Origin of the sequence: Arthrobacter sp. SLBN-112, assembly GCF_006715225.1 — a bacterium.
Taxonomy (GTDB): domain Bacteria; phylum Actinomycetota; class Actinomycetes; order Actinomycetales; family Micrococcaceae; genus Arthrobacter.
The window spans coordinates 3,741,739-3,763,504 of the sequence record NZ_VFMU01000001.1 but is presented as its reverse complement, the minus strand read 5'-3'; the positions used below and the strand labels follow the sequence as shown (position 1 = coordinate 3,763,504).

General features: G+C 66.8%; 18 protein-coding genes and 2 tRNA genes. 8 read left to right on the top strand and 12 right to left on the bottom strand.

Translation table 11 applies throughout. From position 1 onward, the window contains the following. The gene (locus FBY33_RS17305; RefSeq protein WP_142031592.1) at nucleotides 1-1,398 is read right to left on the bottom strand and encodes an amino acid permease; all 1,398 of its coding nucleotides are present in this window, start codon (nucleotides 1,396-1,398) and stop codon (nucleotides 1-3) included. Nucleotides 1,399-1,703: 305 nt separating this feature from the next. Between FBY33_RS17305 and FBY33_RS17300 the strand changes: the two genes are divergently transcribed. The 5 genes from FBY33_RS17300 to FBY33_RS17280 are packed head-to-tail and all read left to right on the top strand — an operon-like array spanning nucleotide 1,704 to nucleotide 7,532. Next, nucleotides 1,704-2,414 carry an NUDIX hydrolase gene (locus tag FBY33_RS17300; protein WP_142031591.1) on the top strand — a complete coding sequence of 237 codons (711 nt, stop codon included), beginning with the start codon at nucleotides 1,704-1,706 and terminating at the stop codon, nucleotides 2,412-2,414. Continuing rightward, a complete protein-coding gene (gene nadA, locus FBY33_RS17295; protein WP_142031590.1) occupies nucleotides 2,411-3,715 on the top strand; it encodes a quinolinate synthase NadA in 1,305 nt (434 codons plus the stop codon). Before FBY33_RS17300 ends, nadA begins: the two co-directional genes overlap by 4 nt. Beyond that, entirely contained in the window at nucleotides 3,715-5,448 is a 1,734-nt protein-coding gene (locus FBY33_RS17290) for an L-aspartate oxidase (protein WP_142031589.1), read from the top strand. Before nadA ends, FBY33_RS17290 begins: the two co-directional genes overlap by 1 nt. Then, nucleotides 5,441-6,358 (top strand): carboxylating nicotinate-nucleotide diphosphorylase, encoded by a 918-nt coding sequence (nadC, locus tag FBY33_RS17285; protein ID WP_142031588.1) that lies wholly within the window; start codon nucleotides 5,441-5,443, stop codon nucleotides 6,356-6,358. Before FBY33_RS17290 ends, nadC begins: the two co-directional genes overlap by 8 nt. A gap of 7 nt (nucleotides 6,359-6,365) precedes the next feature. Then, nucleotides 6,366-7,532, top strand: coding sequence for a cysteine desulfurase family protein (locus FBY33_RS17280; RefSeq protein ID WP_142031587.1), 1,167 nt, complete (start codon nucleotides 6,366-6,368; stop codon nucleotides 7,530-7,532). A gap of 17 nt (nucleotides 7,533-7,549) precedes the next feature. Here the strand turns inward: FBY33_RS17280 and FBY33_RS17275 are convergent, their stop codons facing one another. Both FBY33_RS17275 and FBY33_RS17270 read right to left on the bottom strand, forming a co-directional pair. Continuing rightward, nucleotides 7,550-8,038, bottom strand: coding sequence for a GtrA family protein (locus tag FBY33_RS17275; protein ID WP_142031586.1), 489 nt, complete (start codon nucleotides 8,036-8,038; stop codon nucleotides 7,550-7,552). An 86-nt stretch (nucleotides 8,039-8,124) separates the two neighbouring features. Next, nucleotides 8,125-8,787: a DUF1684 domain-containing protein gene (locus FBY33_RS17270; protein ID WP_142031585.1), complete on the bottom strand. Its 663-nt coding sequence runs from the start codon at nucleotides 8,785-8,787 to the stop codon at nucleotides 8,125-8,127. Nucleotides 8,788-8,981: 194 nt separating this feature from the next. Here FBY33_RS17270 and FBY33_RS17265 point away from each other — a divergent pair, with 194 nt between their 5' ends. Both FBY33_RS17265 and FBY33_RS17260 read left to right on the top strand, forming a co-directional pair. Beyond that, entirely contained in the window at nucleotides 8,982-9,809 is an 828-nt protein-coding gene (locus FBY33_RS17265; protein ID WP_142031584.1) for a hypothetical protein, read from the top strand. A gap of 69 nt (nucleotides 9,810-9,878) precedes the next feature. Continuing rightward, nucleotides 9,879-10,685 (top strand): transglutaminase-like domain-containing protein, encoded by an 807-nt coding sequence (locus tag FBY33_RS17260; protein WP_142031583.1) that lies wholly within the window; start codon nucleotides 9,879-9,881, stop codon nucleotides 10,683-10,685. 75 nt (nucleotides 10,686-10,760) lie between these two features. On the opposite strand, the gene FBY33_RS17255 is transcribed toward FBY33_RS17260, so the two are convergent. From FBY33_RS17255 to bcp, 8 genes are all read right to left on the bottom strand, one after another. After that, nucleotides 10,761-11,228: a MarR family winged helix-turn-helix transcriptional regulator gene (locus tag FBY33_RS17255; protein WP_142031582.1), complete on the bottom strand. Its 468-nt coding sequence runs from the start codon at nucleotides 11,226-11,228 to the stop codon at nucleotides 10,761-10,763. After that, nucleotides 11,228-12,337, bottom strand: coding sequence for an LLM class flavin-dependent oxidoreductase (locus tag FBY33_RS17250; RefSeq protein WP_142031581.1), 1,110 nt, complete (start codon nucleotides 12,335-12,337; stop codon nucleotides 11,228-11,230). Before FBY33_RS17250 ends, FBY33_RS17255 begins: the two co-directional genes overlap by 1 nt. A 105-nt stretch (nucleotides 12,338-12,442) precedes the next feature. After that, complete coding sequence (locus tag FBY33_RS17245; RefSeq protein ID WP_142031580.1) at nucleotides 12,443-15,673, bottom strand: efflux RND transporter permease subunit; 3,231 nt, start codon at nucleotides 15,671-15,673, stop codon at nucleotides 12,443-12,445. 69 nt (nucleotides 15,674-15,742) lie between these two features. Then, on the bottom strand, nucleotides 15,743-17,245 hold the full coding sequence (locus tag FBY33_RS17240; RefSeq protein ID WP_142031579.1) for a malate:quinone oxidoreductase: 1,503 nt from the start codon (nucleotides 17,243-17,245) through the stop codon (nucleotides 15,743-15,745). 79 nt (nucleotides 17,246-17,324) lie between these two features. Next, nucleotides 17,325-18,992, bottom strand: coding sequence for an ABC transporter substrate-binding protein (locus FBY33_RS17235; protein ID WP_200831417.1), 1,668 nt, complete (start codon nucleotides 18,990-18,992; stop codon nucleotides 17,325-17,327). A gap of 161 nt (nucleotides 18,993-19,153) precedes the next feature. Beyond that, nucleotides 19,154-19,858, bottom strand: a complete 705-nt coding sequence (locus FBY33_RS17230) for a fasciclin domain-containing protein (RefSeq protein ID WP_142031578.1) — start codon at nucleotides 19,856-19,858, stop codon at nucleotides 19,154-19,156. 231 nt (nucleotides 19,859-20,089) lie between these two features. Beyond that, nucleotides 20,090-20,171, bottom strand: a tRNA-Leu gene (locus FBY33_RS17225). A 121-nt stretch (nucleotides 20,172-20,292) separates the two neighbouring features. Next, nucleotides 20,293-20,766: a thioredoxin-dependent thiol peroxidase gene (gene bcp / locus FBY33_RS17220; protein WP_142031577.1), complete on the bottom strand. Its 474-nt coding sequence runs from the start codon at nucleotides 20,764-20,766 to the stop codon at nucleotides 20,293-20,295. Between the two features lie 96 nt (nucleotides 20,767-20,862). Between bcp and FBY33_RS17215 the strand changes: the two genes are divergently transcribed. Then, entirely contained in the window at nucleotides 20,863-21,321 is a 459-nt protein-coding gene (locus tag FBY33_RS17215; protein WP_142033003.1) for a MarR family winged helix-turn-helix transcriptional regulator, read from the top strand. A gap of 335 nt (nucleotides 21,322-21,656) precedes the next feature. On the opposite strand, the gene FBY33_RS17210 is transcribed toward FBY33_RS17215, so the two are convergent. Further along, nucleotides 21,657-21,732 (bottom strand) — tRNA-Lys (locus tag FBY33_RS17210). Nucleotides 21,733-21,766: the final 34 nt, after the last annotated feature.

Sequence of the window (21,766 nt, the reverse complement as noted above, 5' to 3'; positions counted from 1 at the left end):
CTACCTGCTGGCGGCCCGGTTCCTGCTGGTGAGGCGGGCCCCGGCGGCACACGCCAGGGCGATGCCGGCAATGAGTGCGAAGGTGCTGAACAGCTGCACACGGCTGCTCTCCGCGCTGAAGCCGACGGCGAATATCAGGCCCAGGAGGACCAGGCCCAGGATGGTGAGGGAGGGGAAGCCCTTCATCCGCAGGGGAAGCGGGATTCCGTCCCGGTCAGCCCGCCGGCGCAGGATCAATTGGGAGACCAGCGCGCTGCCCCAGACCACCAGGCACGTTGAGCCCACCAGCTGGAACAGGGCAGGCAAAATCCGTTCCGGAAACAACAGTTCCAGGACCGTGGCAATGAAGCCGAAGGCCACAGAAACCGCCACCGCGGGCAGAGGAACGGCCGCACGGTTGAGGCGGGTCAGGACACGCGGCGCTTCACCCCGCTGCGCCAGGGAGTAGGCCATGCGGGAGGCGCCATAGAGGTTGGCGTTCAGTGCCGAGAGGAGGGCGACGACGGCAACCAGGGTAATGGCGGTGGAGGCGCCGGGGATCCTGGCAGCGTCCAGGACGCCGGCGAAGGGTGAGGCAAGGCTCCCGGACGTGGCGGGGAGGACGGCGGCGATGACGAAGACGGAGCCTATGTAGAACACCAGGATGCGCCACACCACGGTGCGGATGGCCTTTCCCACGCTGCGCTCCGGATCCTCGGTTTCGGCCGCGGCCACCGAGACGATTTCCGTCCCGCCGAAGGCGAAGATCACCACAAACAGAGCCGAAGCAACCCCGCCCAGGCCCTGGGGAGCGAAGTTCCCGGTGAGGTTGCCGGCGCCGGGGGACGCGACGCCGGGCAGCAGGCCAAGGAGCAAAGCGGCACCGACGGCCAGGAAGAGCACGATGACGGCGACCTTGAGGATGGCAAACCAGAACTCGAATTCGCCGAAGTTCCGGACACCGGCCAGGTTGATACCGGTGAACACCACCATGAACAGCAGTGCCAGCGCCCAGACGGGGACCACGGGCCAGATGGAGAACAGCAATCCGGCGGCACCCAGTGCCTCGGCGGCGATCACCACCACCAGCTGCAGCCACCACAGCCATCCGATGGTAGCGCCGGCGGTACGGCCAAGGGCCCGCTCCGCGTAGACGGAAAAGGCGCCGCTGGTCGGGTTTGCGGCCGCCATCTCGCCCAGCGCCCACATCACCAGGATGATCAGTGTCCCGGCCACCAGGTAGGAGATGAGAACTGCCGGCCCGGCTGCCTGGACCCCGGCGCCCGATCCCAGGAACAGGCCCGCGCCGATGGCACTGCCGAGCCCCATCATGGTGAGTTGGCGCGGTTTCATGCTGTGGACGGCTTTGGTCTTCGGCGGGAGTGTGGCGGACGCGGTCCGGTCAGACTTCATCGTCATGGGGCAGTGCACCTTCTGGGGGCTGGTTCGATGGTCCGGTCCGAATGGTCCGGGGATCCTTTTGGGACCTCTTGAATTTACCGCTTCCGGGAGCGGGCCAAAAACAGGAAGGGGACCCCGGCGGTGGGATGTGGCACTGCAGCGGGAACGGTCTCATTGGCCGTGCCTGCCGCAGCTAGCCACGAGGTCGCAGAAACATTTCCCTTTCCGGCGCCGCGCGCCGTAGAATTAGTTTTGGTCAAGTTGACCATAACTCAGAAGGGCCGCCGGGGCGGGCACGATGGGCGCGACGGAAGGCGGTGGACGTGTACTACAGCTCGGCAAATGTTTCCGAGCGGCAGGCCGCACCGCCGTCGCTCGCCATTTCCACGGTAATTTTCGCCCTGCGGCCGAGTGAATCCTCGGGCCGTCCCACGCTCTGGCTGCCCTTGGTACGCCGCATCCGCGAGCCCTTCAAAGGGATGTGGGCATTGCCCGGCGGGCCCCTCAGCCATGAGGAATCCCTCCAAGACGCCGCGGCGCGGAACCTGCGGGAGACCACGGGCCTCGCGCCCCGCTACCTCGAGCAGCTGTACGCCTTCGGCGGCCTGCACCGCTCACCCACCCAACGGGTGGTCTCGATTGTGTACTGGGCCCTGGTCCAGCCAACGGAAGCCGCCCTGGCTGACGAGTCCGAGAACGTTAGGTGGTTCCGCGCGGACCGGCTCGGCGAACTGGCCTTCGACCACAATGCCATCGTTGACTACGCCCTCTGGCGCCTGCGCAACAAGCTGGCCTACGGCTCGGTGGCGTACCACCTGCTGGGCGAGTACTTCACCCTGGCCCAGGTCCGCGAAGTCTACGAGGCCGTCCTTGACCGCCAACTGGATCCGGCCAACTTCCGCCGGCAACTCAAATCCACCCCGGAAATTGAAGAAACCGGGGAATACCTCCAGGGCGGCAAACACCGTCCACCACGCCTCTACCGCTACACCGGCCGGCCAGGCCTTGACCCAGACAACAGGAGCACACCATGAGCAGCGTCAACACGGCAATCCAGCTGATCACGCGCGAACAGGCCGAAAAAGGCGCAGCAGCTGAACGCAGCACCTGCAGCCCGGCGCTGGCCAAGGGCCCGTGGGACTACGACCTGGCCGAGGCGCTCGCCGGTGTCCCCGCCTATGGCCCGGGCGCGTCCAGCGCCGACCCTGCCCCCGCCACCACCCCCCGCCAGGGCCAGCTCCCCGAGGAGTACAAACTTGCCGGCGACGCCGAGTTCGGGGAACGGATCAAGGCCGCCAAAGCCACCCTGGGCGAACGCGCCGTCATCCTGGGCCACTTCTACCAGCGCGACGAAGTGATCCAGTACGCGGACTTCGTGGGGGACTCCTTCCAGCTCGCCAACGCGGCGCTGACCAGGCCGGAGGCAGAGGCCATCATCTTCTGCGGCGTCCACTTCATGGCCGAAACCGCGGACATTCTTTCCACCCCGGAGCAGGCGGTCATCCTGCCCAACCTCGCCGCCGGCTGCTCCATGGCAGACATGGCGGACACGGACTCCGTGGAGGAATGCTGGGAGCAGTTGGCGGAGATCTTCGGCACCGAGCCCGACGCCGAGGGCCGGGTTCCGGTCATCCCCGTCACCTACATGAACTCCTCCGCGGCCCTGAAGGCTTTCTGCGGCGAACACGGCGGCATCGTCTGCACCTCCTCCAATGCCAGGACCGTCCTGGAGTGGGCCTTCCAGCGCGGCCAGCGGGTGCTGTTCTTCCCCGACCAGCACCTGGGCCGCAACACCGCCAAGGCCATGGGTGTGCCCCTCGAGCAGATGCCAATGTGGAACCCGCGCAAGGAACTCGGCGGCAACGACGAACAGGCCCTGCTGGACTCCCGCGTCATCCTCTGGCACGGATTCTGCTCCGTGCACAAGCGCTTCAACGTGGCCCAGATCGAGAAGGCCCGCGCGGACTTCCCCGGCGTGCAGGTCATCGTGCACCCGGAGTGCCCCATGGAAGTGGTGGACTCCGCTGATTCCGCCGGCTCCACCGACTTCATCAAGAAGGCCATCGCGGCAGCCACGGAGCCCACCACCTTCGCCATCGGCACGGAAATCAACATGGTGAACCGGCTTGCCGCCGAATACCCGCAGCACACCATCTTCTGCCTGGACCCCGTAATCTGCCCGTGCTCCACGATGTACCGCATCCACCCCGGCTACCTGGCCTGGGTCCTGGAGGAACTGGTGGCCGGCCGCATCGTCAACCGCATCACCGTGGACGACGACGTGCAGGCCAACGCCAGGACAGCGCTCGAGCGCATGCTCGCTGCGAGGCCCTGATGAGCCGCCGGCTCGCCGTTGTGGGAAGCGGCATCGCAGGACTCTATGCTGCACTGCTTGGCACAGAGGCCGGCGCCGACGTGGTGCTGCTGACCAAGGGCGCCCTGGAGCACAGCAACACCTGGTACGCGCAGGGCGGCATCTCAGCGGTACTGGCCCAGCCCGCCCCGGGGGACACCGTTGCCGCGCACATCGCGGACACCCTCCGGGCGGGGGCGGGGCACTGCAACGAGGCTGCCGTCCGGCTCATGTGCACGCAGGCGCGGCAGGACATCGCCGGCCTCCAGCGCTACGGGGTCGCCTTTGACGCAGGCCACCGGGAAGCGCAGGGGGACGCAACGCACGACGACGGTCCTGCCCTTGGGCTTGAAGCAGCCCACAGTGCCGCCCGCATCCTGCATGCGGGAGGAGACGCCACGGGCGCCCGCGTCGCCGGCGCGCTGATCCAGGCTGTCCTGTCCCGGCGGGACGAAGGAAAGCTCACGCTCCTCACGCACGCCCGGATCACAGCCCTGACCACCGCTCAAGGGCGCGTGGCGGGGGTCGAGTACCTCCAGGACGGCCGGCACCTCAGCCTCGACGCTGACGCCGTCCTGCTCGCAACGGGGGGAGCCGGCCAGCTGTTCGCCCAGACCACCAACCCTGCCGTGGCTACCGCCGACGGGCTGGCGCTCGCCGTTCGCGCCGGCGCAGCCACCGCAGACCTCGAATTCTTCCAGTTCCACCCCACGTGCCTGGTCAGCTCCGCCACCGCCCACCCGGCCCGGCTGGACGGCCCGCTGCTGATCTCCGAAGCCGTCCGCGGCGAAGGCGCCGTCCTCCTCGACTCCAACGGCCGCCGCTTCATGAAGGCCTACCACCCCGACGCCGAACTGGCACCCCGGGACGTCGTCTCCCGCAGCATCGCCCTCCACCTCGCCAAACTCGGGGACCCCAACGGCCATGTCTACCTCGACGCGCGCGCCATCGAGCAGGCCAGGGGCCACGGCTTCCTGCAGCAACGGTTCCCCACCCTCACCCGCAAGACCCTCGACGCCGGCATCGACTGGACTCGCGAACTGGTCCCCGTCGCACCCGCCGCGCACTACTGGATGGGCGGGGTACGGACCGACACCCACGGACGCACCACCGTCCCCGGCCTCTACGCCGCCGGCGAAGTCGCGTGCACCGGGGTCCACGGGGCTAACCGGCTGGCCAGCAACTCCCTCCTTGAGGGACTCGTCTTCGGCCGCCGCGCTGTTGAATCTTTCCTGGAGGGCAGCTCCGCAAGTCCCTCGGCGCCTGCACTCGCGCCTCGCACCGGCGATCGCCTCGCAAGCTCGGCGGCCAGACCTCCGAAGCTGCCCGACGCATCCATCGCCCCGCAGCCGAAGCCCAGCGTGTGGAGAACGCACCTGAGTCGTGAACCCCTCGATACACCTGGGCACTTCTCGCGGGACGCTCTTCGTCGACTCATGACCTCGCACGCCGGGGTGCTGCGCTCTGGGGAGCTGTTGCTTGAGGCGGCTGCCACGCTTGACCACTGGGCCGCCGTCGTCCGTCCCCATGCCAGCTCTTCCTCTTCCGACCCTGTGGTGCATGAGGACGGGAACCTCCTGTTGGCTGCGCAGCTGCTGGTCGCCGGAGCCCGGCGCCGACCTGAGTCCCTCGGGGCGCACTACCGCAGCGACGAGCCCGTCCACACCGAAGCCCCTTACCCTCCGCGCCCGAAAGCGAGCCTGCTCCATGACTGAACCCGCCGTGATCGACCACGCAGCCACCGTGCGCCCGGCACTGGACCTCACCCTCCCGGCAGCACCCGTCAGGGAGATCCTGGAACGGGCCTTCGCCGAGGATGCTCCCTCCGGCGACATCACCTCACAGCTGCTCATTCCCGCCCAGGCGCGCGCCGCAGCCGTCCTCAATGCCCGGGTCCCCGGCGTGCTCAGCGGCGCAACCGTGTTCCGCGACGCGATGCAGCTCGTGGACCCCACCACCCAGGTGGAGCTGCTCGTGGCAGACGGGGAAACGTTCGACGCCGGCACGCACCTTGCGCGGGTCAGCGGCAGCGCCCGCTCGGTGCTGATGGCGGAGCGCGTGGCCCTTAACCTGGTCCAGCGGATGTCCGCCATCGCCACGAAGACCGCAGAATTCGTCCGGCTGGCAGAGGGAACCCGGGCCCGCATCACCGACACCCGCAAGACCACGCCCGGCCTGCGCGTCCTAGAGCGTTTCGCGGTACGGTGCGGGGGCGGCTCCAACCACCGGTACAGCCTCTCCGACGCGGTGCTGGCCAAGGACAACCACCTCGCCGTGATGACCGGCGGAGACCCGGCAAAGCTCACCGGGCTCCTGCTGGCCGCCAAAGCCCAGCTGGGGCACACCACCCATTTTGAGGTCGAGGTGGACAGCATGGACCAGATCGAACCCGTGCTGGCAGCCGGCGTGGACACCATCATGCTGGACAACTTCACCGTGGCGGAGCTGAAGGCCGGCGTAGCCCTCGTGGCCGGACGCGCCCGCGTGGAAGCCAGCGGCAACGTCAACCCCGGCACTGTCGCGGCCATTGCCGGCACAGGCGTGGACGTCATCTCCGTGGGAGCACTGACCCATACCGTGGCCGCGCTGGACCTGGGCCTCGACGTCGAACTGACCACCGGGTGATCCTGCCGTGATCTTCCTTGACGCAGCTGCTACCACCGCCGTCCGCCGTGAAGTGCTGGACGCCATGTGGCCCTTCCTCACCGGCGCATTCGGGAACCCTTCCAGCCACCACACCCTCGGTGAGGCGGCAGCCGCGGCGCTCGCGGGGGCGCGGGCTGCGGTTGCCGGTGTCCTCGGCTGCCGGCAGGGCGAGGTGGTGTTCACCTCCGGAGGAACGGAAGCGGACAACCTGGCCGTCAAAGGCATTGCCCTGGCCCGGCAGGCCGCCAACCCGGAGTTGAACCGGGTGTTAATCAGCGCCGTCGAACACCCTGCCGTGGAGGAATCCGCGCGCTACCTCGAGCGCTTCCACGGCTTTGTGGTGGATGTGGTGCCGGTGGATGCCACCGGCCGGGTGACGCCCGGTGCCCTGGCCGGCATGCTGCGTCCGGAGACCGCGCTGGTCAGCATCATGTACGCCAACAACGAGGTGGGCACCATCCAGCCCATCGCCGCGCTCGCGGAACTGGCCCACCGCCACGGAATCCCGTTCCATACCGACGCCGTCCAGGCCGCCGGCTGGCTGCCGCTGGATACCAAGGCCCTGGGCGTTGATGCCATGAGCATCTCCGGGCACAAGCTGGGCGCACCCAAAGGCTGCGGCATGCTTTTCGTCCGCAGCCGCACCCGGCTGGAACCGGTCATCCACGGCGGCGGCCAGGAACGCGGCCGGCGCTCGGGAACGGAAAACGTGGCCGGCGCGGTGGGCCTGGCCACCGCCCTCACGCTGGCCAGGGACCGGCAGCCGGAGCAGCAGGCAAGGGTGGCCGCCCTGCGGGACGGGTTCATCGGTGCAGTGATGGCCGCGGTGCCGGACGCCGCCCTGACCGGCCACCCCACCGAACGGCTGCCGTCCGTTGCGTCCTTTTGCTTCCCCGGAACCAGCGGCGAGTCCCTGCTCCTGGAGCTGGAACGGCAGGGTGTGGTCTGCTCCAGCGGTTCCGCCTGCGCTGCCGGCTCGGATGCGCCGTCGCCCGTGCTCACCGCGCTGGGAATTTCCGCCGAAGTGGCGCAGACCGCCGTCCGGTTCAGTTTCGACGCGTCAGTGACCCGGGAGGACCTGGACCTGGCTGCGGACGCGGTAAGGTCCGCCGTCGCCAGCGTCAGGAACCTCGGCGCAGGCCAGGCCCGGTAACGGATCGGGCAGCCGGGTCAGCGGTGGCGCGCGCGGCGGAAAATCCAGTGCCGCAGCATGCTGAAGCGCACCGCCGTGGCCAGGAAGCCGGACAACGTGGTGGCCAGCAGTTCATCCCCCACGGTGGCATCCGGATTGAGCCAATGCAGCACGCCCAGGCTGCTGCCGGTGATCACCAGCGCCACGGCAATCACCACCAGGCCGTTGAAGTGGTCACGGGTACGGCGCTGCTGCCCGGCGATCTTGAAGGTCAGCCGCCGGTTCAACGCCGTGTTCAGCAGGGACGTGAGGACCAGCGCCACCGCGTTGGCCAGCTGGGCGCCGAGCCACGGCCGCAGCAGCGCGTAGAGGCCAAGCGATGCCGCGGTGCAGATGACGCCAACACCGGAGAAGCGGATCAACTGCCGGATGACCGGAAAGCGCAGGATCCCCCGGTAGTGCCGGGTGGCCGGAAGGCGCCGGGGGGTAATTTCCTGCACAGCGGCTGCGGACGGTTGCTCCGTCATCCGGCGGCCCCGGCTGCACGTTCAGTGCCGTGGGCAGGCAGGAGGAAGGGGATGCGGGCAAAGCGCCCGGGACGGACCGCCATGCGTCAGTACAGCTCGCCCACGGGGATTTCCACTGCCAGCCGATTGGAGGGCCCGGGCAGCGGGCAGGCCCAGGCCTCGTTGTAGGCGCAGGACGGGTTGTAGGCAAAATTGAAATCCAGGACGAACGTGGCACCGGGGCCCGTGCCGTTGACGCCGTGGAAGGCGCCCTTGATGGTGTCCAGCAGGTAGCGGCCGGCCCCATAGGTTCCGCCGGGCTGTCCGGCCGTGGCATCGCGGAACGGAACGAAGATGCCACCGCCATACCCGTGCAGTTTCCATACCCCGAGTTGGCCCATTTCCGGCAGGTCGAACGTCCCCAGCCGGACAAAGTGGACCACCCCGTCGGTGGCGGTTTCGACGTTCATCTCCCGGCCGGCGCCCTCTTTCGTCAGGGGGACGTGGAACCGGTAGATGGGATCGTAATCGGCAGTCTTCAGCCCCGAGAAGCGCGCCTTGTCCGTGGCGGTGAGCGCGGACGCCGGGTGGGTGCCGAACATCAGGTCACGCTGGTGGCGCCAGTACGAGTGCGCCTCCGACGGGCTCTCCACCGCGAACCGGCGGACGTTGTCATAGAGCGCAAAGGTCCTCAGCCGCCAGTCGGCGATGTCCAGGGCGGAGATATCCGCCGGGTTGTCTTCGGCTGCGCCGTGCTGCTCTTCCGCCATAACGTCCAGCCTAGTCCCAGGCCGGGGTGGTAAGTGCCCGACGCCGACACGCCGGGCTGGGTGCCCACCGTCAGGGACGGTGGAGGGCCGGGAGGGGGCCGTCGCGGCAGGCGCAGGAAACACCCGTTCCGGCGCGCATGAAACACCATTGCGGCAGCCCGGGCAGCAGCCGTGGCGCCACTAGGCTGGCTTCCATGACAGGCAAGGCAGCAGTGACCGCCCTTTCCCGGACTTCCCTGGCGGCGGCAGTGTTCCTGCTGGCCGGGTGCTCGGGATCCCCGGCCGGCCCGGGATGGACGGCGCAACCCGCACCATCGGCGGCGGCAACCTCCGGATCTGCCGCGCCCGGCCCAACGTCGGGCACGGCATCGGCCTCGCCCGATACTTCCGGCAGTGTCCAGGCCTCCGCCTCCGCACCCTCCGGGGAACCCCGGGGTGTTGCCACCGCGGCTTCCTGGAAGACGTTCTCCGACCCCGCAAAAACCGTCAGCTTCGACCTGCCGGCGGACTGGATCGCCCAGTCCGTGGCGCCGGAGGACGGCGTGCTTCCCGGCGGACTGAAGGTGGAAGTGAAGAAGCCCGACGGAACTTTTGTTGCCGCGCTCCGCACCGGACTGCCGCCGTCGTCCCCTGATTGCCCGGAAAACGCCCGGCACCCCTACACGGTGATCAGCAGCGTACCCGTTGAGCTTTCCGCCCAGGGCGGGGAGGGGACCATCCCGCCGCGCATGGTCTACCGGGTGATCCAGGGCTACCGCTACTTCGGTTCGTACGGGATCACCAACCTGGTGGGTGGAACGGACGGGCAGGCGTGCGGGCTGCGCAATGTGGTGCGGGGTCCGGCCGGCAAGGGGGACTACTCGTTCGGGGACCTGGTGGACCTCAAGGCCTATGCCCCGGATGAGAAAGTGGCGCCGGCGAAGGCCTTCGACACCCTTGGCCAGGCTGCGCAGTACGTCAACGAAAGTCCTGACTTCGCCAACGTGCAGCGGATGCTAATGTCGCTGAAGGTCAAAAACTAGTCCCGCTGCCGGCACTCACAAGTGCGGTGCGGTCGACTTGCCTTCCGCCCCCAACACCCCCGGAGAGACATGGAACGCTCTGTTTCCGCACGCCTGGCCTTCAGGACCATCGCCAACACCAAGGTGGCCATGGCCATTGCCGTGGCAAGGAACAGCGGCTACTCATCCTTTGAGGAAGCCCTCTCCGTCACGGCCGGCGGGGCAGAGGTTCCACTGACCGAGGTTTCGGACCACCACGGCGGCCGGTTCCACTACATGGAGTTCGCCGAACCCACCGACGTCGCCGTGGAATACACGGCAACGGTGGCCGGCCGCGCTGTCCCCGAAGACGCCACCCTGGCCGACCGCATCCGCTACGTCCGTCCCAGCCGCTACGCAGAGTCGGACCGGCTCCTGCCTACGGCCTACGCCGAGTTCGAAGGGGTCAAGGGGGCGGACCTGGTGCAGGCCGTCCGCAACTGGGTGAACGGCGAGCTGCGGTATATCAGCGGCTCCTCCCGCGGCACGGACGGCGCGGTGGAGACCCTCCTCAGCAGGCGCGGCGTCTGCCGGGACTTTGCGCACCTGGCCATCGCCCTGCTCCGCTCCAAGGACATCCCGGCCCGGCTGGCGGCTGTGTACGCACCGGGCCTGAGCCCCATGGATTTTCATGCCGTGGTCGAAGCCTACGTGCAGGGAGCCTGGCATATCATCGACCCCACCGGGCTTGCTCCCCGGGAGTCGATGCTGCGCATCACCGCCGGGCGGGACTCCTCAGACACGGCCTTCCTGTCCACAGTGGGCGGGAGCCTGGTGCTGAACCAGCTGCGCGTCACCGCCGTGGTCAACGGGGACCTCCCGGTCGAGGATCCCGCCCGGCTGGTGGCGCTGGGCTGACTTCCCGGCCCGGCTGGCTCTTCCGCCGGCCGGCTCTAAGGGTCTGGCTCTCTCCCCGTGCCGGGCAGCCGCCTGCTACTTGGGAAGGGGACCCAGCGAGCTCCGCAGCTTGTCCGTGAGCCGCATCAGTTCCTTCTGCTCCGCGGCCGTCAGCGCAGGACCCACCAGCGCAGAGATGTCCCGGACGTGCTCGCGGCCGATCTCCTTCTGCAGCTCCCGTCCCTCGTCAGTCAGCTTCAGCAGGATGCCGCGGCCGTCCTCGGGGGCCGGCATCCGGGCAACGAGCCCGCGCTTTTCGAGCCGCTCGACCAGCCTGCTCAGGCTGGACTGGCTCAACAGCACATTGTCGTTGAGCTCGTTGAGCCGCAGCCAGCCGGACGGGCACCGGGAGAGCGTGAACAGGACGTCGTATTCATTCACCGCCAGCTTCCGGAACGCCCGCCCGGACTGCAGCCTTCGCATTACGGCAACCTGGGCCCGGAACAGTGACTCCCATGTTTCGGCGGCCAGCCGCACCGGCGATTCCGATCCTCCCGCAGCCATCACGCCTCCGCAGCGGATTTGTCGGCGTCCTGCGATGCGAGCAGGGCGGCCACGCGGCCGGCATGGGTGGGCGGTTCGGGGATGTGGGCCGGCTTGAGGGCCGCGTACTCGCTGCGGAGGACAGGCAGGACCTCCTCGCCGAACAGGTCCAGCTGCTCCAGGACGGTCTTCAGCGGCAGCCCGGCATGGTCGATCAGGAACAGTTGGCGCTGATAGTCGCCGAAGTGCTCACGGAACGTCAGGGTCTTTTCGATGATTTCCTGCGGGCTGCCCACAGTCAGCGGGGTCTGGGAGGTGAAGTCCTCCAGGGACGGTCCGTGGCCGTACACGGGGGCGTTGTCGAAGTACGGGCGGAACTCGTTCACTGCGTCCTGGGAGTTCTTCCGCATGAAGAACTGGCCGCCGAGTCCAACGATTGCCTGGTCCGCCTTGCCGTGGCCGTAGTGTTCGTACCGCTCGCGGTAGAGGCCGATCAGCTGCTGGTAGTGCTCTTTGGGCCAGAAGATGTTGTTGGCGAAGAAGCCGTCACCAAAGTACGCGGCCACCTCGGCGATCTGCGGGGTGCGGATGGAGCCGTGCCACACGAAGGGAGCCACGCCGTCGAGCGGGCGGGGTGTGGAGGTGAAGTTCTGCAGCGGGGTGCGGAACTTGCCGGACCAGTTGACGGTGTCCTCATCCCACAGCTTGCGCAGGAGGCTGTAGTTCTCGATGGCCAGCTCCACGCCGTCCTGGATGTTCTTCCCGAACCACGGGTACACCGGGGCGGTGTTGCCGCGGCCCAGGACCAGGTCCACGCGCCCGTCGGAGAGGTGCTGGAGCATGGCGAAGTCCTCGGCGATCTTCACCGGGTCATTGGTGGTGATCAGCGTGGTGGCCGTGGAGAGGATGATCCGTTCGGTCTGGGCCGCAATGTACGCGAGGGTGGTGGTGGGGGAGGAGGAGAAGAAGGGCCGGTTGTGGTGCTCGCCCAGGGCGTAGACATCCATACCGATTTCCTCGACCTTTTTGGCGATGGCCACCGAGGCCTTGATGCGCTCGTGCTCGGTGGGGGTGCGGCCCGTGGTGGGGTCCGTGGTGATGTCGCTGACGCTGAAAACACCGATCTGCATGGCGTGCCTTTCCGTTGCTGGGCTTGGCTCCAGTATAGGCCAATATAGATGCATTTGCATCTATCGCCGGATACAACGCAGTACGGCTGAAAATATTCCGCTGTTTTATTCGGCGCCGGGAGCGGCGCGCCGCCCGCTGACCTTCGGAACCTGGCCGGTGGTCCAGTCGCGGAACTCCGCGTCCACGTCCGCGGCAGGACCAAACTCCGGGCGGGCCTTGAGGTCGCGCAGCAGCGCCTTCTTCTCGCGCCGCCCCTCCACCAGGCGGTACAGCACCGGAACCAGGACCAAGGTCAGCGCGGTGGAGGACACCAGGCCGCCGATCACCACCACGGCCAGCGGCTGTGAGATGAACCCGCCGCCGCCCGTGAGGCCCAGGGCCATGGGCGTCAGGGCAAAGACCGTGGCAAGTGCCGTCATCAGGATGGGCCGGAGGCGCTGGCGTGCACCGTTCGTGATGGCGTCCGCCACGTTCATGCCCGGCCGGCCGTCACGCGGCTGCCGGTACTGGTTGATCAGGTCGATCAGCACGATGGCGTTGGTGACCACGATGCCCACCAGCATCAGCATGCCGATGAGCGACGGCAGGCCCAGGGGCACTCCGGTGAGCAGCAGCAGGGCCACGGCGCCGGTGGCCGCGAAGGGAACCGAGACCAGCAGGATCAGCGGCTGGATGAGGGACTTGAAGGTGGCCACCATGATCACGTAGACGATGGCGATGGCCGCCAGCAGCGCCAGGCCAAGTTGCCGGAACGATTCTGCCTGCTGCGTGGTGGCGCCGCCGATTTCCGCCGTGACGCCGGCCGGAAGCTGGACATCGGCCAGGCGCTTTTGGACTTCCGCGTTCACCGCGCCCAGGTTGGAGCCCGACGGCGTGATGGACACCTTGGCGGTGCGCTCACCGTTGCTGGCGGTGATGGAGACGGGGACGTCCACCTGCTCCACGGAAGCGATGCTTCCCAGCGTCACCGGCCGGCCTCCCGCCGGCAGCGGAATGTTCCGGACGGCGCCAATGCTGGTGAACTTGGTGCCCTGGCCGATGCGGACGGGGAAATCGTTGGTGTCGATCCGTACCGTGCCGGCAGGGATGGGGCTGATGGTGGATGCCAGCACCCCGCCCACCTGTTCCTCGTTCAGGCCCGCGGCGGCGGCTTTGGCCCTGTCCACCCGGACCTGGACCACTGGGTTGCTGGCGGCCAGGTTGCTGGCCACCTCACTGGTGCCGGGCACGCCGGCCATGGCCGCCACCATGGTGTCGCTGGCAGCCTGCAGGTCGGCGCTGTCAGCAGCCTTCAGCGTGATGTCTACGGTGGATGAGGTGCCAAAGCCGCCCTGCTGGGTGCCCACGGATACCTTGCCCGAGTCGGGGACCTTCGCAAGCTCCGCGCGCACAGTCTCCTGCAGGCGTGCCTGGTTGGCCTTTTCGTCCGTCACCACCGTGAAAGTGGAGTTGGAGGAGCCGGTCGACGTGAGTGCGGCAAAACCGGCCTGGGCGTTGCCGGAGGTCACCTGGACGTCCTTGATGCCGTCGATCCCGCGCAACGCCTCTTCGAGGCGGATGGCCGCGGCGCTGGTGTCGGCCAGGCTGGTGCCCGCCGGCAGTACCTGGCGCACGGTCAGGCTGTTCTGTCCAGAATTGCCCAGGAGGTTCGTGGCCAGCAGCGGTGTCATGGCGCCGGTGGCACCCAGCACCAGCACCGCAGCCATGAGGGTAATGACCGGATGTTTCTGGGTGGACCGGAGGATCGGCAGGTAGCCGCGCTGCAGGCGGCTGCGCTGTTCGGCGTCGTGGGCCTTCGCTTTCGCCTCATCGGCGATCCGCCGGGCCTCGGGGGAGCCGGCGGCCGCCGCGCCCGCCGAACCCTTGGGGTTCCTGAGGAACCAGTAGGCGAGCACGGGGACTATGGTCAGGGACACCAGCAGCGATGCCAGCAGTGCCATGGTCACCGTCAAGGCGAAGGGCCGGAAGAGTTCGCCGGCCAGTTCGCCGACGAAGGCGATCGGCAGGAACACGGCCACCGTGGTCAGGGTGGAGGCGGTGATGGCGCCGGCTACCTCCCGGATGGCGGTGAGGATCGCCGTCGACTTTTCCTCGCCGTAACTCAGGTGCCGCTTGATGTTCTCGATGACGACGATGGAGTCGTCCACCACGCGCCCGATCGCGATGGTGAGCGCGCCGAGCGTCAGGATATTCAGTGAGTAGCCGGTGGCCGACAGGCCGATGAACGTGATCAGCAGGGACAGCGGAATGGATACCGCCGTGACCAGCGTGGACCGGGCGGACATCAGGAAGAGCAGGATAATGGCGACGGCGAACCCCAGCCCCAGCAGGCCTTCCGTGGTGAGGTCCTTGATGGACTTTTCGATGAACGGTGCCTGGTCGAAGACAGGGGTGAACCTGGCGTTGGATCCCAGTTCGGATTCCAGGTCCTTCAGGGAGTCCCGCACCGCGTGCGAGATGCCCACCGTGTCGCCTTCGGGTTTCTTGGTCACGGAGATAGCCAGCGTCTCGGCGCCGTTGGTGCGGGTGATCGAGGTGCGTTCATCATCCTTGAGCGAAACATCCGCGACAGTACCGATGGTTGCACCGTTTTTGGCACCTGCCAGCGGCAGTGCCTTGATGGCGTCCAGGGAGTCCACCGGGCTGCCGATCTGGAGTGACAGGGTCTTGCCCTGGTCCTGCAGGGTGCCCGCAGGGACCAGCGCGCCGTTGTTGGACAGGGCGTCCCGGATGGAGGTGACACTTGTCCCCGCTGCCGTCATGGCGTCGGGCTTCGGGAGGATCTCGATATGCTGGGACGCGCCCCCTGTGACATCGGCGCTGCGGACGCCGTCGATCTTCTGCAGCCGGGGGACGCTCAGGCGCTGCAGGTCGGCGTTCAGCTCGCTGAGCGGCTTGTCCGAGGAGACGGCGAGGAAAACGATGGGGAAGTCGCTGATGCTCCCCGCGATGGCCTGCGGCTGGACGTCACTGGGCAGGGTCCGCTTGGCGTTGGAGATGGCCCGGTCAATCTGGTTCCTGGCCCGGTCCAGGTTCGACCCGTAGGTGAACACCATGGTGATCTGGGAGACGCCGGTGCGGGACGTGGAGGAGGTGGATTCCAGCCCCTCCACGCCGTTCAGCGCCTTCTCCAGCGGGCCGCTGACCTGCTTGTCCACCACTTCGGGTGACGCACCCGGCATGGAGCTGAGCACCGTGATCTGCGGGAACTCAATGGAAGGAATGAGCTCCTGCTTCAGCGATGACATGGTGATCACGCCGAAGACCGAGGCGAAGACGGTGATCAGGGCGATCAGGGCCCGGTTCGCCAGGGAAAGGTGCGCCAGCCGGAACATGGGTGGTCTCCTGGGGGTCTAAGTGACTGGTACATGCCCTGGGGGTGCCAGCCGCTGGCCCCGGCAGGGTCAGTGGCTGGCGGAAACGCTCTCCAGCTGGAGGGACTTGGCCGTTGCCCGTTCCAGCTCCGCGGCAAGGTCCGGATTCTCATCCAGCTTCACCCCGTAGCCGGGCATCATGTCCTTGAGCTTGGCCTGCCAGCCCTTGAAGTTCCGGGGGAACGTCTTCTGCAGGAGCTCGATCATGATGGGGACAGCGGTTGAGGCTCCGGGCGAAGCGCCCAGGAGCGCACCGATGGAGCCGTCGCGGCCGGCGATCACTTCGGTTCCAAACTGAAGGATGCCGCCCTTTTGCGGGTCTTTCTTGATGATCTGTACACGCTGGCCGGCGGTAATGAGTTCCCAGTCCCCGCCCTTTGCCTCCGGATAGTACTCGCGCAGCGCCTCCACCTTCTGGTCATGCTTCTTCACCACTTCCTTGACCAGGTAGGCGGTGAGGTCCATGTTGTCCTTGGCCACTGCCAGCATCGGGATGATGTTGCCGGGGCGGATGGACAGCGGCAGGTCCAGGTAGGAGCCGTTCTTCAGGAAGTTCGTGGAGAATCCGGCGTACGGGCCGAACAGGAGCGAGCGCTTCCCGTTGACGTAGCGGGTGTCCAGGTGCGGAACGGACATGGGCGGGGCGCCCACGGACGCCTGGCCGTAGACCTTGGCGCTGTGCTGGGCAGCGATGGCCTCGTCCGTGCAGCGGAAGAACTGGCCGGAGACAGGGAAGCCGCCGTAGCCCTTGCTCTCCGGGATGCCGGAGGCCTGCAGCAGGTGCAGGGCACCGCCGCCGGCCCCCACAAAGACGAACTTGGCGTGGATCTTGCCGTGCTCGCCGGACTTGGGGTGCTTCAGCGTCAGGTCCCAGCCGCCGTCGGACGCCCGGGAGATTCCGGTGACGTCGTGGTTGTAGTTGATTTCGACGCCGTTGTGCCCCAGATAGGTGGTCAGCTCGCGGGTGAGTGCCCCGAAGTCGACGTCGGTTCCCTCGGCGGCGCGGGTGGCGGCGATGCGCTGCTGGGGGTCGCGGCCCTTGACGATCAGCGGCGCCCACTTGGCAATCTGGGCGTGGTCCTCGGAGTACTCCATGCTGCGGAACAGCGTGTGCGGCTTCAGTGCCTCGTGGCGGGTCTTCAGGAACCGGGTGTGGTCCTCGCCGATCACGAAGCTCATGTGCGGGACGGTGTTGATGAAGCCCTTGGGCGAACCGATCAGGTTGTTGTCCACCAGGTGGGACCAGAACTGGCGGGAGAGCTGGAACTGTTCGTTGATGAGCAGTGCCTTGGCGGGGTTGACTGAGCCGTCTTTGGCTGCGGGGGAGTAGTTGAGCTCGCAGAGGGCGGCGTGGCCCGTTCCTGCGTTGTTCCAGGGATCTGAGCTTTCGAGGCCCGGCTGGTCCAGCCGTTCGAACAGGGAGATGGTCCAGTCCGGCTCCAGCTGCTTGAGGAATGCCCCCAGCGTGGCGCTCATGATGCCGCCGCCTATCAGGACAACGTCGGCGTGTGGGGTCTTGGAAATGAAGGTCACGATCAGTCTCCGATTGCAGCGGCTCTGGCTGTCACAGAATATCCCCGCGCAGCCCGCATACTGAAATTGACCCGGGCCGTCAAGGCTTTAGCTGGACCTTCGTGAAAACTTCGTTTAAGACCGGGGAGGCGGGGTAGCTCAGCACGCGGTCTGACAGGGCAAGCGCGGAGATGGGAAAGGCGATGGGAACAGCCGGCACGGTCGCCGCGATCTGGGCGTTGATGGTGTGATAGAGCTCATCGCGCTCCTTGCCGTCGGGCAGCCCACGTGCCCGGTTGATCTTTGAGAAGACCTGGGGATCCTGGTAGCCGAACTCGCCGTTCTTCTCCCCGAAGAGCGGGCTGACGAAGTTGTCCGCATCCGAGTAGGAGCCGTTCCAGCCCAGGATGTGGAGCGCATGGTCGCCGGCGGACTGGACCTTCTGCAGGTAGCCGTCGGACCAGTCAACAGGGACGGGCCGGATGTTGAAGCCGACTGCGGTCAGCTGGCGGCTGAGCTCCGCGTAAACCTTCTCCGGCGTGGGCAGGTAGGGGCGGGTGACGTTCATGGGGTAGTAGAACTTCAGTTCCTCGCCGGCGTAGCCACCCTCCTTGAGGTAATCCTTGGCCTTCAAGGGATCGTGTCCGAGTGCCGGCGCATCGTTGTTGAAGCCGCTGATCTTGGGCGGGACAAACTGCGTGGCCTTGGCGGTGTTGTCGATGAAGAACTTCCGGATCAGGGTTTCCTTGTCGATTGCCAGCTCCACCGCCTGCCGGACCTTCTGGTTTTGGAGCACCGGGATGTCCTGGTTCATGCCGACGTACATCACCGAGAAGGGGTCGCGCTGCACAATCTGTTTCCCGCGCTTGACCAGCTGATCGAAATTCCCCACGGTGACGGCGTCATAACCGTCGATCTTTCCGTCCAGCAGCGCCTGGAGGCGGGTCTGGGGATGGTTGTAGGCCAGGAAGTTGATGGTGGCGATCTGGCCGCGCTCGCCCCAGTAGCTCTTGTTGCTGGACAGGGTGACGTTGTCGTTGCCCCATGCGGCCAGGGTGAAGGGTCCGGTGCCTACCGGGTTGGTGGCGAATGCGGACATCGCCTGGCCGCCCCGGTTCTGGTCAAGGACGTCGGCCCTGCCGGCGGCAAGGGCTGCAGGGGACGCAATGGCGAAGGCCGGCAGGGTCAATGCCTGGAGGAACGCCGTGAAGCGCTGCGTCAGGTCAATCTGGACGGTGTCGGCCGACACCGTTGTGCAGCTTTTGAAGATGGACAGCCCAGGCTCGTCCGAGTGCGCCTTGAACACGCCCTTGAACGAGCTGCCGGGCGCCTGTTTCCGCAACTCCGCCGGAAAGGCGAACCAACGGTTGAAGTTGGTGCAGACGGCGTCGGCGTTGAAGGGGGTGCCGTCCTGGAAGGTCACCCCTGTGCGGAGCTTGAAGGTGTAGGTCCTGCCTTCGTTGGACTCGTTCCATTCCGTGGCCAGCAGCGGCGTGGGCTTGCCGGTGGTCTGGTCAACGCCCACCAGGCCTTCAAGGATCTGGCGGGTGATGCGCTGGGACTCCACATCGCTGGACAGGGCGGGGTCCAGTCCCAGGGGCTGGGCAGCGGTGCCGAAATTGAACGTGGCATCCGGTTCAGCGGGCGTGGAACTTGGCGTTCCGGACGTGGGGGAAGGGGACGGCGTTCCCGTGCATGACGTCACGCCCAGCGCAATGAGGACGGCGCCGGCCTTGATGACCGTCCGCCGCGATGTACTGCTGGGCACTCGTTTATCACCTCTGGATGCTGCCGGCTCCGCCGCTTGCGGGCCGGGACCAGTCTAGAGGACAGGACCTGGGGCCAACCCCAGGTACACGCGGGACGCGCCAAGGCCGGACCCGCCCTTTGCAGAGCGGGCCCGGCCTGGTTGGGGGGCAGGGGGAGTGCTTACTTGGGCATGAGGACCGAGTCGACCAGGTAAACCGTTGCGTTCTTGGTCTTGACGCCGCCGCAAACCACGTTGGCGTTGTCCACCATGAGGTTGTCGCCGCTGCCGGTCACCGTGACGGAGCCACCCTGGACCGTGGCGTGCGTGCCGGCGATCTTGTCAGGGGTGATCTGGCCGGGAACCACGTGGTAGGTCAGGATCTTGCTCAGCAGGGCGTCGTCCGTCTTCAGGGTCTCGATGGTGGCGGCGTCGATCTTCTTGAAGGCGTCGTCCACCGGTGCGAACACGGTGAACTCGCCGCCGTTGAGGGTGTCAACCAGGTCAACCTTGGGGTTCAGCTTGCCGGAAACAGCGGCCGTGAGCGTGGTCAGGATCGGGTTGTTGGAGGCGGCCACGGCCACCGGATCAAGGGCCATGCCCTCCACCGAGCCTGCACCGCTGGGAACCTGCTGGGCGTAGGCGGCGCAGCCGGGGCCAACCAGGTTTGCCGCCGGGTCCATGGTGGCTGCCGAAGAGCTTGCGGACGGTGAGGCCATGGCGGAGCTGGACGGTGACGCCATGCTGGAGCTGGGGGAGGATGACATGGGCGCCGACGACGCCGATGATCCGGAGGTGCTGCCGGTACCGCCACATGCGGTGAGGCTGAGCAGAGCTGCCGCTGCAACGCCGGCGACGGTGAAAGTGGTGCGCTTGAAGGTCTGCATTTCAGTTCTCCTTGGATCGTTTTGCCTGCCGCTTTTGGACGGTGTCCGCGGCCTGCACCTTGCCTTGGTGTAAGCACCTGCCCTTGGCTGGTGTCTCAATGGCTATTCGGCCGCTGGGCGGCGGCGGATGGGTGATCTTTGGAGTTTTTCGAATCGAGGCACGAATCCGGCATGGGACCGGCTCCTGCTTAACGCAAAGATCCCCCGGCCGAAGCCGGGGGATCCATCAGGTGCGCAAGGGGGGACTTGAACCCCCACGCCCGAAGGCACAGGAACCTAAATCCTGCGTGTCTGCCAATTTCACCACTCGCGCGCGGCGTCCTGCCGCGAACCTTTAAGGTTCGACGGCGGATGCCAGTGTCCATTGTAGCGTCGCCCCGGGTGCCTGCCCGGGAGGGTCCTGTGCAGAGAGCCTGGGGCGGGCGCCGGACGGCTCAGTTGTCCAGGTTGAGGTCCCGCCGCAGTTTGGCAACGTGGCCGGTGGCCCGGACGTTGTACTGGGCAAGGGAAACGGTGCCGGACGGGTCCACCACCACAGTGGACCGGATGAGGCCCTGGTACGTCTTGCCGTAGTTTTTCTTTTCGCCCCAGGCACCGTAAGCCTCGGCCACTGCGTGGTCCGCGTCGGAGAGCAGCGGGAACGTCAGCGATTCGTTCGCAGCGAACTTGGCCAGTTTCTCAACGGGGTCGGGGGAGATGCCCAGGACGTCGTAGCCGGAGGCCTGCAGGGAGGCGAGGCTGTCCCGGAAGTCGCAGGCCTCCTTGGTGCAGCCGGGTGTGGAGGCGGCCGGGTAGAAATAGACAATGGTGGAGCGGCCGGGCCGGGGAGCCAGGCTGACGTCCTTGCCCGTTGAATCCTGCAGGGTGAAAGCGGGTGCTTTGTCGCCGGTAACGAGTCTTTCAGCCATTGTTTTTCTCCTTGTTGCGGGCGGGACACAACAGCCTAGTAAGCAGGTGGGACGAGTGCTAATCGGCACTTGGCTATACTTGCTGCTATGCCTGATATGGATCACTGGCCCACAGGGCGCCTCCTGTCCACTGCTGCGCGCCTCGTTGAACACTCATGGAACGAAAAACTTGGCGCCATCGGACTAACCCACGCCGGTGTTATCGCCATCGAGGTCCTTGCCGCGCAAGGACCCATGACCCAGGCGCAGCTTGCCCAGTATGTCCGTGTCCAGGCCCAGACCATGGGCAAGACGCTCAGCCGGCTTGAGTCCCACGGCCATATCGTCCGGGTGCGCAGCACCTCGGACCGCAGGAGCCATGTGGTGTCGCTCACCGAACAGGGCAAGGACGCCGTGGCCCAGGCTGTGGAGATGGAGCGCTCCGTGCTGGCATCGGCGTCGATCGACCCCGAACTGCTGCGGCAGGAACTCAAGGCTGTGGTGCGTGAACTCGCCAGCCAGTTCTCCACGACGCCCGGCAACGCCGCTGCCCTGGTGGACAACGCCGCCAAGTAGCTGTGGCATCGCAGACCGCTTAAGGAAAGCGCGGCTCCGGCTTGGAAAAGCCGGGCCGCGCTTTTTTGTGCCCAGCCGCCGGCCCGCCGTCGGACCTTTCCCCGCCCCCATCGATTGCTCCGTACCTGCCGTTTTGAGTCCTTAAAACGGCAGGTACGGAGCAATCGATGAAGCCCTGTGCGCGGGGCAGCGGTCACAGTCGCAGATTTCCCCCGTAGAAGGACCATTCCCCGCGGAACGATCAGGGGTTAGGTCCGCTTGGCGGGGAAATTTATGGGGGCAAAACAAAACAGCCCCCGGTTTGTGTTTCCACAAGCCGGAGGCTGTTTTCCCAGTGGTGCACCCCCCGGGACTTGAACCCGGAACCCATTGATTAAGAGTCAATTGCTCTGCCAATTGAGCTAGAGGTGCATCTTGTTTGCTTCCATCCCGGGGCTTTTTCTTT

Coding starts and splice junctions, on each gene's coding strand:
- FBY33_RS17305 (WP_142031592.1), bottom strand. CDS start 1,398: ATGACGATGAAGTCTGACCGGACCGCGTCCGCCACACTCCCGCCGAAG.
- nadA (WP_142031590.1), top strand. CDS start 2,411: ATGAGCAGCGTCAACACGGCAATCCAGCTGATCACGCGCGAACAGGCC.
- FBY33_RS17290 (WP_142031589.1), top strand. CDS start 3,715: ATGAGCCGCCGGCTCGCCGTTGTGGGAAGCGGCATCGCAGGACTCTAT.
- nadC (WP_142031588.1), top strand. CDS start 5,441: ATGACTGAACCCGCCGTGATCGACCACGCAGCCACCGTGCGCCCGGCA.
- FBY33_RS17275 (WP_142031586.1), bottom strand. CDS start 8,038: ATGACGGAGCAACCGTCCGCAGCCGCTGTGCAGGAAATTACCCCCCGG.
- FBY33_RS17270 (WP_142031585.1), bottom strand. CDS start 8,787: ATGGCGGAAGAGCAGCACGGCGCAGCCGAAGACAACCCGGCGGATATC.
- FBY33_RS17265 (WP_142031584.1), top strand. CDS start 8,982: ATGACAGGCAAGGCAGCAGTGACCGCCCTTTCCCGGACTTCCCTGGCG.
- FBY33_RS17260 (WP_142031583.1), top strand. CDS start 9,879: ATGGAACGCTCTGTTTCCGCACGCCTGGCCTTCAGGACCATCGCCAAC.
- FBY33_RS17255 (WP_142031582.1), bottom strand. CDS start 11,228: ATGGCTGCGGGAGGATCGGAATCGCCGGTGCGGCTGGCCGCCGAAACA.
- FBY33_RS17250 (WP_142031581.1), bottom strand. CDS start 12,337: ATGCAGATCGGTGTTTTCAGCGTCAGCGACATCACCACGGACCCCACC.
- FBY33_RS17245 (WP_142031580.1), bottom strand. CDS start 15,673: ATGTTCCGGCTGGCGCACCTTTCCCTGGCGAACCGGGCCCTGATCGCC.
- FBY33_RS17230 (WP_142031578.1), bottom strand. CDS start 19,858: ATGCAGACCTTCAAGCGCACCACTTTCACCGTCGCCGGCGTTGCAGCG.
- bcp (WP_142031577.1), bottom strand. CDS start 20,766: ATGGCTGAAAGACTCGTTACCGGCGACAAAGCACCCGCTTTCACCCTG.
- FBY33_RS17215 (WP_142033003.1), top strand. CDS start 20,863: ATGGATCACTGGCCCACAGGGCGCCTCCTGTCCACTGCTGCGCGCCTC.